At 70.9% G+C, this 16,126-nt stretch carries 14 protein-coding genes; 5 read left to right on the top strand and 9 right to left on the bottom strand.

The window, feature by feature from the left end; translation table 11 throughout:
* Positions 1-18: 18 nt before the first annotated feature.
* Positions 19-2,418, bottom strand: a complete 2,400-nt coding sequence (locus tag ABZY33_RS12270) for an HAD-IC family P-type ATPase (RefSeq protein WP_356491448.1) — start codon at positions 2,416-2,418, stop codon at positions 19-21.
* Between the two features lie 108 nt (positions 2,419-2,526).
* Positions 2,527-2,787, bottom strand: a complete 261-nt coding sequence (locus ABZY33_RS12265; protein ID WP_356491447.1) for a DUF2530 domain-containing protein — start codon at positions 2,785-2,787, stop codon at positions 2,527-2,529.
* Between the two features lie 276 nt (positions 2,788-3,063).
* Between ABZY33_RS12265 and ABZY33_RS12260 the strand changes: the two genes are divergently transcribed.
* A complete protein-coding gene (locus ABZY33_RS12260) occupies positions 3,064-4,512 on the top strand; it encodes an NCS2 family permease (RefSeq protein ID WP_356491446.1) in 1,449 nt (482 codons plus the stop codon).
* 22 nt (positions 4,513-4,534) lie between these two features.
* Here the strand turns inward: ABZY33_RS12260 and ABZY33_RS12255 are convergent, their stop codons facing one another.
* Positions 4,535-4,717: a ribbon-helix-helix protein, CopG family gene (locus tag ABZY33_RS12255; protein ID WP_356491445.1), complete on the bottom strand. Its 183-nt coding sequence runs from the start codon at positions 4,715-4,717 to the stop codon at positions 4,535-4,537.
* A 155-nt stretch (positions 4,718-4,872) separates the two neighbouring features.
* Between ABZY33_RS12255 and ABZY33_RS12250 the strand changes: the two genes are divergently transcribed.
* Complete coding sequence (locus tag ABZY33_RS12250; RefSeq protein WP_356491444.1) at positions 4,873-5,310, top strand: MarR family transcriptional regulator; 438 nt, start codon at positions 4,873-4,875, stop codon at positions 5,308-5,310.
* A gap of 37 nt (positions 5,311-5,347) precedes the next feature.
* Complete coding sequence (locus ABZY33_RS12245; RefSeq protein ID WP_356491443.1) at positions 5,348-6,688, top strand: MFS transporter; 1,341 nt, start codon at positions 5,348-5,350, stop codon at positions 6,686-6,688.
* 217 nt (positions 6,689-6,905) lie between these two features.
* Here the strand turns inward: ABZY33_RS12245 and ABZY33_RS12240 are convergent, their stop codons facing one another.
* Positions 6,906-7,262: an iron-sulfur cluster assembly accessory protein gene (locus ABZY33_RS12240; protein ID WP_356491442.1), complete on the bottom strand. Its 357-nt coding sequence runs from the start codon at positions 7,260-7,262 to the stop codon at positions 6,906-6,908.
* A gap of 257 nt (positions 7,263-7,519) precedes the next feature.
* Between ABZY33_RS12240 and nadA the strand changes: the two genes are divergently transcribed.
* Entirely contained in the window at positions 7,520-8,716 is a 1,197-nt protein-coding gene (nadA, locus tag ABZY33_RS12235) for a quinolinate synthase NadA (RefSeq protein ID WP_356491441.1), read from the top strand.
* A 115-nt stretch (positions 8,717-8,831) separates the two neighbouring features.
* Here the strand turns inward: nadA and ABZY33_RS12230 are convergent, their stop codons facing one another.
* From ABZY33_RS12230 to ABZY33_RS12210, 5 genes are all read right to left on the bottom strand, one after another.
* Entirely contained in the window at positions 8,832-11,969 is a 3,138-nt protein-coding gene (locus ABZY33_RS12230; RefSeq protein ID WP_356491440.1) for an efflux RND transporter permease subunit, read from the bottom strand.
* Positions 11,970-12,131: 162 nt separating this feature from the next.
* On the bottom strand, positions 12,132-12,845 hold the full coding sequence (locus ABZY33_RS12225; protein ID WP_356491439.1) for a response regulator transcription factor: 714 nt from the start codon (positions 12,843-12,845) through the stop codon (positions 12,132-12,134).
* Positions 12,842-14,065 carry a sensor histidine kinase gene (locus ABZY33_RS12220; protein WP_356491438.1) on the bottom strand — a complete coding sequence of 408 codons (1,224 nt, stop codon included), beginning with the start codon at positions 14,063-14,065 and terminating at the stop codon, positions 12,842-12,844. Before ABZY33_RS12220 ends, ABZY33_RS12225 begins: the two co-directional genes overlap by 4 nt.
* A 38-nt stretch (positions 14,066-14,103) precedes the next feature.
* On the bottom strand, positions 14,104-14,382 hold the full coding sequence (locus ABZY33_RS12215; RefSeq protein ID WP_356491437.1) for a hypothetical protein: 279 nt from the start codon (positions 14,380-14,382) through the stop codon (positions 14,104-14,106).
* A 42-nt stretch (positions 14,383-14,424) separates the two neighbouring features.
* The gene (locus tag ABZY33_RS12210) at positions 14,425-15,219 is read right to left on the bottom strand and encodes a PspA/IM30 family protein (RefSeq protein ID WP_356491436.1); all 795 of its coding nucleotides are present in this window, start codon (positions 15,217-15,219) and stop codon (positions 14,425-14,427) included.
* 261 nt (positions 15,220-15,480) lie between these two features.
* Between ABZY33_RS12210 and ABZY33_RS12205 the strand changes: the two genes are divergently transcribed.
* Positions 15,481-16,080 carry a DUF3043 domain-containing protein gene (locus ABZY33_RS12205; RefSeq protein ID WP_356491435.1) on the top strand — a complete coding sequence of 200 codons (600 nt, stop codon included), beginning with the start codon at positions 15,481-15,483 and terminating at the stop codon, positions 16,078-16,080.
* The last annotated feature ends 46 nt before the right edge of the window (positions 16,081-16,126 follow it).

Here is a 16,126-nt window from a genome sequence, read left to right as displayed (position 1 = left end):
GGCCCTGGAACGCAGGCGCTAGTCGGGGAAGCGGCGGCCGACCCACTTCCACAGGAGTTCCAGGACGACCGCCGCCACCGCCGCGACGCCCACCGCCGTCCACGGCATGGCCGTGCCGACCAGCTTCAGGGCGAAGAAGTCCTGGAGCCACGGCACGGCCAGGACCAGCAGGAACGCGAGGCCCATCGCCGCCACCAGAGCCACCCGCCACCACGTGTACGGGCGGGCGACGATGGCAAGCACCCACATCGAGATCAAGAACAGCGTCAGCGTCGCCGAACTGGTCTCCGCGTCCAGCGCGCCCGCGCCCGCGTAGACGTGCCGGGCGATCATGTACATCGCGAAGGTGGCGATCCCGGCGACGGCGCCGCCCGGGACCGCGTACCGCATCACCCGCTTCACGAAGTGCGGTTTCGCGCGCTCCTTGTTCGGCGCCAGCGCCAGGAAGAACGCGGGGACGCCGATCGTCAGGGTGGACAGCAGCGTCAGGTGCCGCGGCAGGAACGGGTACTCGACCTGGCAGCAGACGACAAGGAGCGCCAGGATCACCGAGTAGACCGTCTTGACCAGGAACAGGGTCGCCACGCGCGTGATGTTGCCGATGACGCGCCGGCCCTCCGCGACGACGGAGGGCAGCGTCGCGAAGCTGTTGTTCAGCAGCACGATCTGGGCGACCGCGCGCGTGGCCTCCGAGCCCGAGCCCATGCTGACGCCGATGTCGGCGTCCTTGAGCGCGAGCACGTCGTTCACGCCGTCGCCCGTCATCGCCACGGTGTGCCCGTGGGACTGGAGCGCGCCCACCATGTCCCGCTTCTGCTGCGGGGTGACCCGGCCGAAGACGGCGCCCGCGTCGAGCGCGTCGGCCATCTCCGAGCGGTCCGTGGGCAGCGCGCGGGCGTCGACGGTGTGCTCGGCGCCGGGGAGGCCGAGCTTGGCGGCGACCGCGCCGACGGAGACGGCGTTGTCACCGGAGACGACTTTGGCGCGGACGTCCTGCTCGGCGAAGTAGCGCAGCGTGTCGGCGGCATCGGGGCGCAGCCGCTGCTCCAGGACGACGAGCGCGGCCGGTTCGGCGCCCTGGGCCGCCTGCGGGTCCTCCAGGCCGGTGGCGGCGCGGGCCAGCAGCAGCACGCGCAGGCCCCGCTCGTTGAGCTCCTCGATCCCGCCGAGCGCCGGGTCCCCGTCGGGCAGCAGCACGTCGGGCGCCCCGAGCAGCCAGGCGCTCTCGCTCCCGTCGCTCTCGCGGAAGGCGGCGCCGCTGTACTTGCGGGCCGAGGAGAACGGCAGCGCCTGCGTGCACCGCCACCCCGCGGGCTGCGGGTGGGCGTCGATGACGGCCTGGAGCGAGGCGTTGGGCCGCGGGTCGGAGGCGCCGAGCGCGCCGAGGACGTCGCGGACGCGGCTCTCGCCGGCGCCGCCGAGCGGGCGCACCTCGGCGACGTCCATGCCGCCCTCGGTGAGCGTGCCCGTCTTGTCGAGGCAGACGGTGTCGACGCGGGCCAGCCCCTCGATGGCGGGCAGCTCCTGCACCAGGCACTGCTGGCGGCCGAGGCGGATGACGCCGATCGCGAAGGCGACGGAGGTGAGCAGGACGAGCCCCTCGGGGACCATCGGCACGATGCCGCCGACGGTGCGGGCGACGGAGTCCTTGAACCCGTGCTCCTTGACCACGAGCTGGCTGATGACCAGGCCGATCGCGGTCGGGATCATCATCCACTGCACGTACTTGAGGATGGTGGAGATGCCGCTGCGCAGCTCGGAGTGGACGAGCGTGAACCGGCTGGCCTCCTCGGCGAGCTGCGCCGCGTACGCCTCCCGGCCCACCTTGGTCGCGGTGAACGCGCCGCCGCCCGCGACCACGAAGGAGCCGGACATCACGGGGTCGCCGGGCCGCTTGACGACCGGGTCGGCCTCGCCGGTCAGCAGCGACTCGTCGATCTCCAGGCCGTCGGCCTCGGCGCAGGTGCCGTCCACGACGATCTTGTCGCCGGGGCCGGTCTCGATCAGGTCGCCCAGGACGATCTCGGCGGTGGCGACCTGGACGGCGGCCCCGTCGCGCCGCACGGTGGGCCGCGCCTCCCCGATGACGGCGAGGGAGTCCAGGGTCTGCTTGGCGCGCCACTCCTGGATGATGCCGATGGCGGTGTTGGCGAGGATCACGAAACCGAAGAGGCTGTCCTGGATCGGCGCCACGCAGAGCATGATCAGCCAGAGCACGCCGATGATGGCGTTGAAGCGGGTGAAGACGTTCGCGCGGACGATCTCCGGCAGGGAGCGCGAGCTGCGCACCGGTACGTCGTTGACCTCGCCGCGGGCGACCCGCTCGGCGACCTCGGCGCCGGTCAGCCCCTTCGCTCGGTCCGGCCGGGCTTCCGGGTGCCCCGGGTCGAGGCCGGTGCCCACGTCGCTGTGCGTCATGGATTCGACAGTACGGGCGATATGGGGGGTTCACCCGCTGGCCGGGTGAGAGATCCGACCTGCGGAGGACCCGGGTCCTCCAGCGGGCGTACGTGCCCGACGGCTCCCTCAGGAGGTCTGCCGGGAAGCCGCCGCCCGCTTGATCGCCGCGTCACGCTTGCGGACGTACCAGATGCCGATGAGCCCGAGCCCGGCCCCGGCCAGGCACGTCCACACCCACCAGCTCTGCCCGCGGTCGTCGAACCAGCCGTAGAACGGCAGCTGGACGAGGAAGAGGACGAACCAGAGGATCGTGCCGCCCGTGATGGTGGCGACCACGGGGCCCTCCAGGGGTTCCGGTGCCTCGTGCTGCGGGGTCCACTTCGCCATGCGCACAGTTTACGAGGGTCCCGGCGGCGGGCCGCCCCAACCCCGCTTCGCCCGGGCGCCCCAAGGGTCTACGCGCGGAGATAGCGATTTCGACCTCATATGTTCATACTGAAACGGCCTGAGTCTGGCCACTTCTGTTCGTACGAAATGCCAACGGAACATCGGGGAAACCGGTTGGTGACCGTGCGAAGGTCAGACTCGTTCCCGTTTCCCGTTTCCCGTTTCCGTTTCCCGCCCCGCCGTCGCGCGCCCTTCCGAACACCGCTGAGGTCACCCATGTCCACTTCGGCCACCGCCCCGGTCGATGCCCACGAACAGCCGCCGTCGGCACCGAAGAACGGTTTCGACCGGTACTTCAAGATCTCCGAGCGCGGCTCGACGGTCGGCCGGGAGATCCGTGGCGGCCTCGCCACGTTCTTCGCGATGGCCTACATCATCGTGCTGAACCCGATCATCCTCGGCAGCGCGAAGGACATGTACGGCCACCAGCTCGACAACGGCCAGCTGGTCACCGCGACCGCGCTGACCGCCGCGTTCACCACGCTGCTCATGGGCGTCATCGGCAACGTGCCGATCGCGCTCGCCGCCGGGCTCGGCGTCAACACCGTCGTCGCACTCCAGCTCGCGCCCCGCATGTCCTGGCCGGACGCGATGGGCATGGTCGTCCTCGCCGGCTTCGTGGTGATGCTGCTCGTCGCCACCGGGCTGCGCGAGCGCGTCATGAACGCCGTGCCGCTCGGCCTGCGCAAGGGCATCGCGATCGGCATCGGCCTGTTCATCATGCTGATCGGCCTCGTCGACTCCGGGTTCGTCTCCCGGATGCCCGACGCCGCGCAGACCACGGTCCCGCTCCAGCTGGGCGCCGACGGCCACCTCAACGGCTGGCCCGTGCTGATCTTCGTCCTCGGCGTGCTGCTGACGCTGGCGCTGCTGGTGCGCAAGGTGCCCGGCGCCATCCTCATCTCCATCGTCGTGATGACCGTCGCCGCGGTGATCGTGGACGCCGTCGCCAAGGTCCCCTCCTGGGGCCTGACCACCCCGAAGTGGCCCGGGAACCCGGTCTCCACCCCCGACTTCGGGCTCGTCGGCGACGTCAGCCTGTTCGGCGGCTTCCACAAGGTCGGGGTGCTGACCGGCGTCCTGTTCGTCTTCACCGTGCTGCTGTCGTGCTTCTTCGACGCCATGGGCACGATCATGGGCATCAGCGACGAGGCCCACCTGACCGACGAGCGCGGCCAGATGCCCGGCATGAACAAGGTCCTGTTCATCGACGGCATCGCCGTCGCCGCGGGCGGCGCCTCCTCGGCCTCCGCCACCACCTGCTTCGTGGAGTCCACGGCCGGGGTCGGCGAGGGCGCGCGCACCGGCTTCGCCAACGTCGTCACCGGCGGTCTCTTCGCCGTCGCGCTCTTCCTCACACCGATCGCCACGATGGTCCCGTCCCAGGCGGCCACCCCGGCGCTGCTCGCGGTCGGCTTCCTGATCCTGTCCGGCGGCATCCGCGCCATCGACTGGGGCGACTACACGATCGCGATCCCGGCGTTCGTGACGATGCTGATGATGCCGTTCACGTACTCGATCACCAACGGCATCGGCATGGGCTTCATCACCTTCACCGTGCTGCGCGTCGTGGCCGGCCGGGCCAAGGAGGTGCCGGTCGCGATGTACGCGGTCGCGGCGGTCTTCGCCTTCTACTACCTGATGCCGGCGCTCGGCCTGACGTGATCCGGCCGCGCGGGGCGGCGGCTCAGGCCGCCCCGTAGAACCTCTCCGTCTCCTCGACCGCCGACTTGAAGCGTTCGTCGAAGTCGTCTCGAATGAGCGTCCGGGCCACATAGTCCTGGACGCTCATTCCCCGTTTCGCGGCATGCCCCTTGAGCCGGTCGAGCAGCTCACCGTCTATCCGCAGGCTGAGCACTGTCGATCCCATGCGGACCAGGGTCGCCGCCACGCCGCGCCCACCGCGTCACTTTCTGGAACCGACTCACTCGTACGGGTGATGAAGAGGTTCGGTGGCGCGCATCACGGGCAACGTGCGCCCCTCCGGGTAGTCGTTAGACACAGTAATGAGTTACGCTAACGAACATGCCGGACCTCTCCCATGGCGATGACGTAGCCGCCGTGAACTCCCTGCGCTCCGCCGTGATGCGCCTGTCCCGTCGGCTCAAGCACCAGCGGGTCGACGAATCGCTGAGCCCCACCGAGATGTCGGTGCTCGGCACCCTGGCCGGCTGCGGCTCGGCGACCCCGGGCGAGCTGGCCCGCAAGGAGCACGTGCAGCCGCCGTCGATGACCCGCATCGTCGCGCTCCTGGAAGCCAAGGGACTGGTCGGTCTGGAGCCGCACCCCGAGGACCGCCGGCAGAAGGTCGTCACGTCGACCGAGCGGGCCGAGACCATGCTCGCCGAGTCCCGCCGCAAGCGGAACGTGTGGCTGGCCGACCTCGCCGCGGGCCTCGACGAGGACGACTGGGCCAAGCTGCGCGCGGCCGCCCCCGTCCTGGAGAAACTCGCGCACCTGTGATCCACCCGACCCCGACCGCCGAGGAGGCGAACGCACTTTGAGTACGGGACCCGGAGCAGACTCCGCCCCCGCACCGACCACCCACGACCCCGCCGCCCGCCCCCGCAAGACCTCGATGTTCGCGAGCCTGAAGATCCGCAACTACCGGCTCTTCGCGACCGGGGCCGTCATCTCCAACACCGGCACCTGGATGGCCCGCATCACCCAGGACTGGCTGGTGCTGTCCATCACCGGCTCCTCGGCCGCCGTCGGCATCACCACGGCCATGCAGTTCCTGCCGATGCTGCTCTTCGGGCTGTACGGCGGCGTGATCGCCGACCGCTTCGCCAAGCGCAGCCTGCTCTTCTGCACCCAGGGCGCGATGAGCCTGTCCGGCCTCTTCCTGGCCGCGCTGACGCTCTCCGGCCACGTGCAGGTCTGGCACGTCTACCTCGCCGCGTTCTTCACCGGCCTCGTCACGGTCGTCGACAACCCGACGCGGCAGTCCTTCGTCTCCGAGATGGTCGGCCCGGACCAGGTCCGCAACGCGGTCTCGCTGAACTCGGCGAACTTCCAGTCCGCCCGGCTCATCGGCCCCGCCGTCGCCTCCGCGCTGACCGCGGCCGTCGGCCCCGGCTGGGCGTTCCTCGCCAACGGCCTCTCCTTCCTCGCCCCGCTCACCGGCCTGCTCCTGATGCGCACCCGTGAGCTGAGCGAGATCAAGCGGACCCCGCGCGGCAAGGGCCAGCTGCGGGAGGGGCTGCGGTACGTGTCGCTGCACCCCGAGCTGATCTGGCCGATCGTCCTCGTCGGGTTCGTCGGCACCTTCGGCTTCAACTTCCCGATCTGGCTCAGCGCCTACGCCGACGACGTCTTCCACGGCGGGGTCGGCCAGTACGGGCTGTTCAACACGCTGATGGCGATCGGCTCGCTGGCCGGGGCGCTGCTCGCCGCCCGGCGCCGCTCGACGCGGTTGCGGGTCCTGGTCGGGGCCGCGGTCGGGTTCGGCGCCCTGGAGGTCCTGGCCGCCTGGTCGCCGGGTGTCTGGGCGTTCGCGCCGCTGATCGTGCTGCTCGGCATCCTCGGCCTGACGGTGAACGTGACGGCCAACTCCACCGTCCAGATGGGCACCGACCCCGAGATGCGCGGCCGCGTCATGTCCCTGTTCATGATGGTCTTCACCGGCGGTACGCCGCTGGGCGGTCCGCTCTTCGGCTGGCTGGCCGACCAGTACGGGGTGCGGGTCAGTTTTGCGCTGGGCGGGGTGATCTGTGCGGGGGCCGCCGTCGGGGTGGGGCTGATGCTGGCCCGGGCCGCGAATCTGCGGCTCAAGGTTGATCTGCGGCGGGGGGAGCGGCATGTGCAGTTCGTTCCGCGGGAACTGGCGGCTGCGGCGTAGCGCGGGTGCGGGTCGTTCGTGGCCCGCGGGCCGGTAGGGCTTCTCGCGCAGTTCCCCGCGCCCCTGAGATGCGCACTACGTGCGCCATCTCATCGGGGAGCTGCGGCGAAGCCGCATGCTCCAGGGGCGCGGGGGGCTGCCCCGGGGCCGGGTGGGGTCCGGCCCTGGGGTTCGGGCGTACACCCCGGCCGGGGTGACCGCCCTTCGCCGTGCTTGGTCAGCTGAACGAGTCGCCGCAGGCGCAGGAGCCCGTGGCGTTCGGGTTGTCGATCGTGAAGCCCTGCTTCTCGATGGTGTCGACGAAGTCGACCGAGGCGCCGCCCAGGTACGGAGCGGACATGCGGTCGGTCACGACCTTGACGCCACCGAAGTCCTTGACGACGTCACCGTCGAGCGAGCGCTCGTCGAAGAAGAGCTGGTAGCGCAGGCCGGAGCAGCCGCCGGGCTGGACCGCGACCCGCAGAGCCAGGTCCTCGCGGCCTTCCTGCTCGAGCAGAGCCTTCACCTTGGCCGCGGCGGCGTCGCTCAGGATGATGCCGTCGCTGACGGTGGTGGTCTCGTCCGATACGGACATCTACATCTCTCCCGGGTTGTACGGAGACTGCTTGCCGACCATTGCAACCGGCAAAGGCCCGGATCCATTCCGGATCGTCGGGACGGTTCGCGCTTCTCTTTCATGCTCGCACACCCCGGCCCGGGCGGGCACGGGACGGCCGGGGCGGATTGCGTCACATCGACGACATCGCCATCGTCAAACTGACGTGAAGCGGCTATGATAGATAACGTCATTTCGACGAAAAGTCGGTCTGCAGACAAGAAAGGGTGCGTGACGTGACCACGGCCCAGACCCCCCAGGCAGTCGTTGACCTGGACGTTTCGCCCACGCCGCTGGCGCTGCTGCTGCTCGGCCGGGAGGCCGACGCCGCGAGCGAGCGCGGCGTCGACTGCCCCGGCGACCTGCCCTCGCCCTCCGACCCGGACCTGGTGGAGCGGGCCCGCGCGGCCAAGGAGAAGCTCGGCGACAAGGTGTTCGTGCTCGGACACCACTACCAGCGCGACGAGGTCATCCAGTTCGCGGACGTCACCGGCGACTCCTTCAAGCTGGCGCGGGACGCGGCCGCGCGGCCCGAGGCCGAGTACATCGTCTTCTGCGGTGTGCACTTCATGGCCGAGTCCGCCGACATCCTGACCGGGGACGAGCAGAAGGTCGTGCTGCCGGACCTCGCCGCGGGCTGCTCGATGGCCGACATGGCCACCGCGGAGCAGGTCGCCGAGTGCTGGGACGTGCTGACCGAGGCCGGGATCGCCGAGCAGGTGGTGCCCGTCTCGTACATGAACTCCTCGGCCGACATCAAGGCGTTCACCGGCAGGCACGGCGGCACGATCTGTACGTCGTCGAACGCCGAGCGCGCCCTGAACTGGGCCTTCGAGCAGGGCGAGAAGGTGCTCTTCCTGCCCGACCAGCACCTGGGCCGCAACACCGCGGTGCGCGATCTGGGGCTGTCGCTCGACGACTGCGTCGTCTACAACCCGCACAAGCCCGGCGGCGGTCTGAGCGTCGAGGAGCTGCGCGCCGCGAAGATGATCCTGTGGCGCGGGCACTGCTCGGTCCACGGCCGGTTCTCGCTGGAGTCGGTGAACGACGTGCGCGCGCGGATACCCGGCGTGAACGTGCTGGTGCACCCCGAGTGCAAGCACGAGGTCGTCGCGGCCGCGGACCAGGTCGGGTCGACGGAGTACATCATCAAGGCGCTGGAGGCCGCGCCCGCCGGGTCCAAGTGGGCCATCGGCACCGAGCTGAACCTCGTCCGGCGGCTCGCCAACCGGTTCGCGCCCGAGGGCAAGGAGATCGTCTTCCTCGACAAGACGGTCTGCTTCTGCTCGACCATGAACCGGATCGATCTGCCGCACCTGGTCTGGACGCTGGAGTCCCTGGCGGACGGGCAGCTGGTGAACCGGATCGAGGTCGACCGGGAGACGGAACGGTTCGCCAAGGTGGCGCTTGAGCGGATGCTCGCGCTCCCGTAGCGGTTCGGCGGGGCCAGCCACGACGAAGCCGCAGTCCCGTCTGCTCGGTACATGAGCAGACGCGACTGCGGCTTTTCGTCGGCTGAGCGCGCAGTTCCCCGCGCCCCTGGCGGGGTCAGACGCCGGCACGCTCCGGTTCTGCCGGGTCCGGCTGGGCCGGGATGCCCGCCTTGCGGTCGCGCTTGGCGGCGCGCTTCTTCGCCCGCTTCTCCTTGCGGAGCTCCAGCATGGCGTAGAGCGTGGGCACCAGCAGCAGCGTGAGCAGCGTCGACGTGATCAGACCGCCGATCACGACCACCGCGAGCGGCTGCGCGATGAAGCCGCCCTCGCCGGTGACGCCGAGCGCCATCGGGAGCAGGGCGAAGATCGTGGCCAGGGCCGTCATGAGGATCGGCCGCAGCCGGTGCCGGCCGCCCTCGACCACGGCCTCGACCACGCCGAACCCTTGCGCGCGGTACTGGTTGATCAGGTCGATCAGGACGATCGCGTTCGTCACCACGATGCCGATGAGCATCAGCATGCCGATCATCGCGGGGACACCCATCGCGGTGCCGGTCACGACGAGCAGGCCGATCGCGCCGGTGGCCGCGAACGGGATGGAGACCAGCAGGATCAGCGGCTGGACCAGCGAGCGGAACGTCGCCACCAGGAGCATGAAGACGATCGCGATCGCCGCGAGCATCGCCAGGGCGAGGTTCTTGAACGCGTCGTCCTGGTCGGAGGTGACTCCGCCGATCGTGGCCGTCGCGCCCTTCGGCAGCTCCAGCTTGTCGATCTTCGACTGGAGATCGGTGCTGACCGCGCCGGTGTTGTCACCGGTCGGCCGCGCGCTGATGGTGGCCGCGCGGGCGCCGTCGATCCGGGTCATCGAGACCGGTCCGTCGGCCAGGCGCACGGTGGCGATGTCGCCGAGCTTCGTGCCGCCCGGTCCCAGCGGCAGCCGCTTCAGCTCGTCCATCGTCGTGGCCGGCTTCGCCGACGTCACGACGATGTCCCGCTCGGTGTCGTCGAGGATCGCCTTGCCGCTGGTGGTGCCGCGCACCGCCTGGGTGACGGCGGCGCCGAGCGTCGTGTCGTCGAAACCGGCCGCCGCCGCCTTGGCGTTGGCCCGCACCGAGATCCTCGGCACCGACTGCGACAGGTCGCTGGTGACGTCCGTGACGTCGTCGATCGAGGCGACGGCCTTGCGGACCTGCTCCGCGGCCTTGTCGAGCACCTGGCCGTCCGCGGCCTTGACGACCACGCTGACGTCCTGGCTGCCGAAGCCGTCCCCGGCCGAGATCGTCGTCGTACCGGCGCCGGACAGCTTGCCCAGCTCGCGCTCGATGCGCTCCTGCGTGGCCTCGTAGGACGCCTTGTCCTTCAGCGTCACCTGGTACGACGCCTGGTTGGTGTCGGTGCCGCCGCCGAAGGCCGCCATGAAGCCGGAACTGCCGATGGTGACCTGGTAGTCCTTGATCGCGTCGATGCCCTGGAGCACCTTCTCGACCTGGCGGGCGGCGGCGTCGGTCGCGGCCAGGCTGGTGCCGGGCTTCAACTCCTGCTTGATGGAGAGGACTTCCTGCTCGCCCTGGTCGAAGAAGTTGGTCTTGAGCAGCGGGGCCATGCCGAAGGTGCCGATGAGGACGACCACGGCGATGGCGAGGCTCGTCAGGCGGCGGCGCGTCGCGAAGCGCAGCACCGGGACGTAGATCCGCTGGAGCCAGGAGCGGGCCTCCTTCTCCTCGGCCTTGCGGCGGGCCTCCTCCGGGTCGATGCCCTGGACGCCCTTGGGGGCGCGCAGGAACCAGTACGAGAGGACCGGGACGACGGTGAGCGAGACGAGGAGCGAGGCGAGCAGCGCGGCCGTCACGGTGATCGAGAACGAGCCGAACAGCTCGCCCACCATGCCGCCGACCAGGCCGATCGGCAGGAAGACCGCCACCGTCGTGAGGGTGGAGGAGGTGACCGCGCCCGCGACCTCGCGGACCGCCGTGAGGATCGCCTCGTGGCGTTCCTCGCCGTAGCCGAGGTGGCGTTTGATGTTCTCCAGGACGACGATCGAGTCGTCGACCACGCGGCCGATCGCGATGGTCAGCGCCCCGAGCGTGAGCATGTTCAGGGAGAGGTCGCCGATCCACAGGACGATCAGCGCGAGGACCACCGACAGCGGGATCGAGACCGCGGTGACGAGGGTGGAGCGCAGCGACGCCAGGAAGACCAGGATGACGATGACCGCGAAGAGCAGGCCGAGCGCGCCCTCCGTGGTCAGGCCCGAGATGGACTTGGAGACGGCCGGGCCCTGGTCGCTGACGACGGTCAGCTTCGCGCCGGCGCCGAGGTCGGCCCGCAGACCGGGCAGCTTGTCCTCGACGGCCTCGGAGATGGAGACCGCGGAGCCGTCGTGGTCCATGGTGACCGTGACGGCGAGGCTGGGCCGGCCGTCGGTGCGGGTGATCGAGTCGGCGGCGGAGGGCCGCTGCCGGACGGAGGCGATGTCCCCGAGGCGGACCGGCTTCTTGACCCCCTGACCGGTGACCATGAGGTCCTCGATCTGCCGCAGGGCGGTGAAGCCGCCGCCGACCTGGACCGTACGGTTCTTGCCGTCCTCGGCGAAGGAGCCCGCGGGCACGGTGGCGCCGCCGGCCTTGAGGGACTGGCTCAGCGTCTGGACGCCGACGCCGGCCGCGGCCATCTTCTTGTCGTCCGGGGTGACGTCGACCTGTAGGTCGCGGACGCCGTCGACGTTGACCTGGCCGACGCCGTCGATGTCCTTGAGCGCCGGGACGACGGTGGTGTCGAGCTGGTCGGCGAGCGCCTGCTGGTCCTTGTCGGAGGTGACGGCGAGCACGACGGTGGGGATGTCGTCCGTGGAGCCCGCGATGACCTGCGGGTCGACGGCGTCGGGGAGCTGGGCGCGCGAGCGGTTGACGGCCTGCTGGACGTCGGCGACGAGCTGCTTGGAGTCGCTGCCGCTGCCGAAGTCGAACTGGGCCATCACCACCGCGTTGCCCTCGGAGGCCGTGGAGGTGATGCCGGTGATCCCGTCGACCGCGTCGATGGAACTCTCCAGCGGCTCGACGACCTGCTTCTCCACCACGTCGGGCGACGCGCCCTGGTACGGGGCCAGGACGGAGACCATGGGCAGTTCGATGGTGGGCAGCAGCTGCTGCTTGAGCTGGGGGATCGCGATGGCGCCGAAGACGATCGCGATGATGGACACCAGCCCGATCAGGGCGCGTTGAGCGAGGCTGAATCTCGACAGCCAGGACATGAGCGGGGGTACTCCAGGGGCGTGAGCGGTGGATGACGGCCCTGACGCGGACATGCGCAGGGGCCCGCCTACACCTTCCGCCACGGCGGCGGCCCGATTCGTCGCTCCCAGGTCCCGTTCTTATGCGGCGCCTACTGCGGCCGTAGTACACGGGGGCCCGGATCACTCCACCCTTGGACGGACCAGGCCCGATTCGTAGGCAATGACGACGAGTTGTGCGCGGTCGCGGGCGCCGAGCTTGGCCATGGCGCGGTTCACGTGGGTCTTGACGGTGAGCGGGCTGACCTCCAGGCGCTCGGCGATCTCGTCGTTCGAGTGGCCGCCCGCGACCTGGACCAGGACCTCGCGTTCGCGCCCGGTGAGCGCGGCGAGCCGCTCCGCGTGGCCGCCGGCGGCGCCCGTCGCCGGGTCCGAACCGTCGCCCTGCGCCAGGAACTTGGCGATCAGGCCCTTGGTCGCGGCCGGCGAGAGCAGGGCGTCGCCCGCGGCCGCGACGCGGACGGCGCCGAGCAGCTCCTCGGGTTCGGCGCCCTTGCCGAGGAAGCCGGAGGCGCCCGCCCGCAGCGACTGCACGACGTACTCGTCGACCTCGAACGTCGTCAGCATCACGACGCGCACCTGGGCGAGCTGGGGGTCGGCGCTGATCTCCCGGGTCGCGGCGAGGCCGTCGGTGCCGGGCATCCGGATGTCCATGAGGACGACGTCGGGCCGCTCGGAGCGGGCGAGGCGGACCGCCTCGGCGCCGTCGGAGGCCTCCCCCACCACCTGCATGTCGGGCTCGGAGTCCACGAGCACCCGGAAGGCGCTGCGCAGCAGGGCCTGGTCGTCGGCGAGGAGAACCCTGATCGTGCTGCTGCCGTGCGTGCCGCTCGTCATGGCGTGGCGTTCCCTGCTGTGGTGGGTCGGGCGTCGACCGGAAGGATCGCATGGACCCGGAAGCCGCCCCCGTAGCGCGGTCCCGTGGTGAGGGTGCCGCCGAGGGCGGTGACGCGTTCGCGCATGCCGAGCAGGCCGTGGCCGCCGTTCTCGTCCGGGCGGCCGGGGGCCGGGGTGCCGGGGCCGTTGTCGAGGACCGAGATCTCCACGTCGTGCCCCACCCGCACCACGCTGACCTCGGCCTTCGCGCCGGGGCCCGCGTGCTTGCGGACGTTCGTGAGCGCCTCCTGCACGACGCGGAAGGCGGCCAGGCCGACGGCGGCGGGCAGGGCCGGGCCCGACTCGGTGCGGGCCACCTCGACGGGCAGGCCCGCGTGCCGGAAGGTGGCGACGAGGTCGTCGAGCCGGTCGAGTCCGGGCGCCGGCTCGGTCGGGGCCTCCGGGTCACCGCTCTGGCGCAACAGGCCGACGGTGGCCCGCAGTTCGTCGAGCGCGGAGCGGCTGGCGTCGCGGACGTGCGCGAGGGCCTCCTTGGCCTGGTCGGGCCGCTTGTCCATGACGTGGGCGGCGACGCCCGCCTGCACGTTGACCAGCGCGATGTGGTGGGCGACGACGTCGTGCAGATCGCGGGCGATGCGCAGCCGCTCCTCGGCCACCCGCCGCCGGGCCTCCTCCTCCCGGGTCCGCTCGGCCCGCTCGGCGCGCTCCCGGATGGCCTGGACGAAGGCGCGCCGGGAGCGGACGGCGTCCCCGGCGGCCGCGGCCATCCCGGTCCAGGCGAAGATGCCGAGGTTCTCCTGCGCGTACCAGGGCAGCGGGCCGTCGGCCATGGCGACGGCGGTGAGCACCGCCATGGTGGCCAGGCCCACGCGCCAGGTGGTGGGGCGGTCGGTGCGGGCGGCGACCGTGAAGAGCGCGATGACGGCGGACATCACCACGGGGGCGCGGGGCTCGCCGGTGACCAGCTCGACGGCGGAGACGGCCGACGTGGCGCCCAGGACGCACATGGGGGCCTTGCGCCGGAAGACCAGCGCGAGGGCGCCGAGCACCATGAGCAGGAAGCTGAGGCCGCCGGGGGTGCGCGCGCCCCAGACGTACGCGCCGTCGGGGCCGTGCGGGTCGACGAGGGAACCCGCGATCATGGCGACGAGGACGCCGAGCGCGACGAGGGCGTCCAGGGCCAGGGGGTGGTTCCTGGCCCAGCGTACGAGGGGGGTCACCGGCGTCACGGTAGCCGCCCCCCGCGCCGCGGTGCGGTTCAGCCCGGGATCAGGCCGTCGTCGCCGAGCATGGCGCGGACCTCGTCGAGGGTCGCGTCCGGCCCGGGCAGGATCAGCTCGGAGGGCTCCAGGGCGGAGTCGGGGAGCGGCTCGCCGAGCCGGCGGACGGCTTCCAGGAGCGCGTCGAGCGTCCGGCGGAACCCCGCCGCGTCGCCGCTCTCCATCTCGCGGAGCAGTTCGTCGTCCAGCTTGTTGAGCTCGGCGAAGTGGCTGTCGGCCAGCTCCACCTGGCCCTCCCCCATGATCCGTACGATCATGACGCCCTCCTCGGCGCTGTCACGGCCCGGTCGAAGCCTGTCCTACTGCTTGTCGAAACGCGGCGTGTCCTGCGGCTGCTGCTGCTGGCCCTGTCCGGCGCCGCCCTCGATCGCCTGCTGGGACGAGGAGGAACCCCCGGCCAGCTCGGCCTTCATGCGCTGCAGCTCCAGCTCTACATCCGTACCACCGGAGAGGCGGTCCAGCTCGCTCTGGATGTCGTCCTTGGCGAGCCCCGACTGGTCGTCCAGGGCGCCGGAGGCGAGCAGCTCGTCGATGGCGCCGGCCCGCGCCTGGAGCTGCGCCGTCTTGTCCTCGGCCCGCTGGATCGCCATGCCGACGTCGCCCATCTCCTCGGAGATGCCGGAGAACGCCTCGCCGATCCGGGTCTGGGCCTGCGCCGCCGTGTAGGTGGCCTTGATGGTCTCCTTCTTCGTACGGAAGGCGTCGACCTTGGCCTGGAGCCGCTGCGCCGCGAGGGTGAGCTTCTCCTCCTCGCCCTGGAGCGTCTGGTGCTGCGTCTGAAGGTCCGTGACCTGCTGCTGGAGCGCGGCCCGGCGGGAGAGCGCCTCGCGGGCCAGGTCCTCGCGGCCGAGCGCGAGCGCCTTGCGGCCCTGGTCCTCCAGCTTCGAGGACTGGCCCTGGAGCTGGTTGAGCTGCAGTTCGAGCCGCTTGCGGCTGGTCGCCACGTCGGCGACCCCGCGGCGCACCTTCTGGAGCAGCTCCAGCTGCTTCTGGTACGAGTAATCGAGGGTCTCGCGCGGGTCCTCGGCCCGGTCCAGGGCCTTGTTCGCCTTCGCGCGGAAGATCATCCCCATACGCTTCATGACACCGCTCATGGGCTTCGCGCGCCCCCTTCTGACAGATCCGACCGGCCGTTCGAGCTCCAGCACTGCGACAGAATCCACAGTACGGGTCCTGCGTCTATTACCGCACTGTTCAGGTGCGGATGCGCTCATCCCCAAGGACGACTGCGTCCCGCGCCGCTCCGGCGTGAGGAGGAGGTGCGTCCCTATGTGTCCCTATGGACGCCGGGCGTTGCCGGATCGTTCCCGACGGGCCCCTCGTCCCCGCACGGCCACCGCGTACCCTTGGCTTTTGTGTTCCGTAGCCGATCCAAGGATGACAAGGCCCCCGCCGCCAAGGCCCCGGTGACCTCCTCGTCCACGCAGACCCGAGACCCGCAGGCGCCCAAGGGCCGCCCCACGCCCAAGCGCAGCGCGGCCCAGTCGCAGCGCCGCAGCGTGGCCAACACCAAGATGACGCCGAAGGAGGCCCGCGGACGCCAGCGCGAGGAGCGCCGTACCGCGATGGAGCGCCAGCGCGCCGCGCTGGCCAACGGCGACGAGCGTTACCTGCCGGCCCGCGACAAGGGTCCGGTGCGCAAGTACGCGCGTGACTTCGTCGACTCGCGGTTCTGCGTCGCCGAGTACTTCCTGCCGATGGCGGTGATCATCCTCGTCGGGAGCATGGTCCGGGTCGGGCAGTTGCAGAACATCGCGCTGTACCTCTGGCTCTTCGTCATCGTCGCCATCGTGATCGACTCGGCCGTCACCGGCTTCCGCCTGAAGAAGAAGCTGGCGGAGAAGTTCCCGGACGAGCGCCGCAAGGGCGCCGTCGCGTACGCCCTGATGCGCACCCTCCAGATGAAGCGTCTTCGTCTGCCGAAGCCGCAGGTCAAGCGCGGGGAGCGACCCTGAGCGCGGAGGCTTTCGCCGGGGACGCGCCGGATTCCTGGCTGGCGCG

The organism is Streptomyces sp. NPDC006552 (assembly GCF_040611655.1).
Taxonomy (GTDB): domain Bacteria; phylum Actinomycetota; class Actinomycetes; order Streptomycetales; family Streptomycetaceae; genus Streptomyces.
The sequence above is the reverse complement of the archived record's forward strand: the minus strand, read 5'-3'. Positions and strand labels throughout refer to the sequence as shown.

What these genes read in the sequence shown, in the direction of transcription:
- ABZY33_RS12270 (WP_356491448.1), bottom strand. Translation starts at nt 2,418, where the DNA reads ATGACGCACAGCGACGTGGGCACCGGCCTCGACCCGGGGCACCCGGAA.
- ABZY33_RS12265 (WP_356491447.1), bottom strand. Translation starts at nt 2,787, where the DNA reads ATGGCGAAGTGGACCCCGCAGCACGAGGCACCGGAACCCCTGGAGGGC.
- ABZY33_RS12260 (WP_356491446.1), top strand. Translation starts at nt 3,064, where the DNA reads ATGTCCACTTCGGCCACCGCCCCGGTCGATGCCCACGAACAGCCGCCG.
- ABZY33_RS12255 (WP_356491445.1), bottom strand. Translation starts at nt 4,717, where the DNA reads ATGGGATCGACAGTGCTCAGCCTGCGGATAGACGGTGAGCTGCTCGAC.
- ABZY33_RS12250 (WP_356491444.1), top strand. Translation starts at nt 4,873, where the DNA reads ATGCCGGACCTCTCCCATGGCGATGACGTAGCCGCCGTGAACTCCCTG.
- ABZY33_RS12240 (WP_356491442.1), bottom strand. Translation starts at nt 7,262, where the DNA reads ATGTCCGTATCGGACGAGACCACCACCGTCAGCGACGGCATCATCCTG.
- ABZY33_RS12230 (WP_356491440.1), bottom strand. Translation starts at nt 11,969, where the DNA reads ATGTCCTGGCTGTCGAGATTCAGCCTCGCTCAACGCGCCCTGATCGGG.
- ABZY33_RS12225 (WP_356491439.1), bottom strand. Translation starts at nt 12,845, where the DNA reads ATGACGAGCGGCACGCACGGCAGCAGCACGATCAGGGTTCTCCTCGCC.
- ABZY33_RS12215 (WP_356491437.1), bottom strand. Translation starts at nt 14,382, where the DNA reads ATGATCGTACGGATCATGGGGGAGGGCCAGGTGGAGCTGGCCGACAGC.
- ABZY33_RS12210 (WP_356491436.1), bottom strand. Translation starts at nt 15,219, where the DNA reads ATGAGCGGTGTCATGAAGCGTATGGGGATGATCTTCCGCGCGAAGGCG.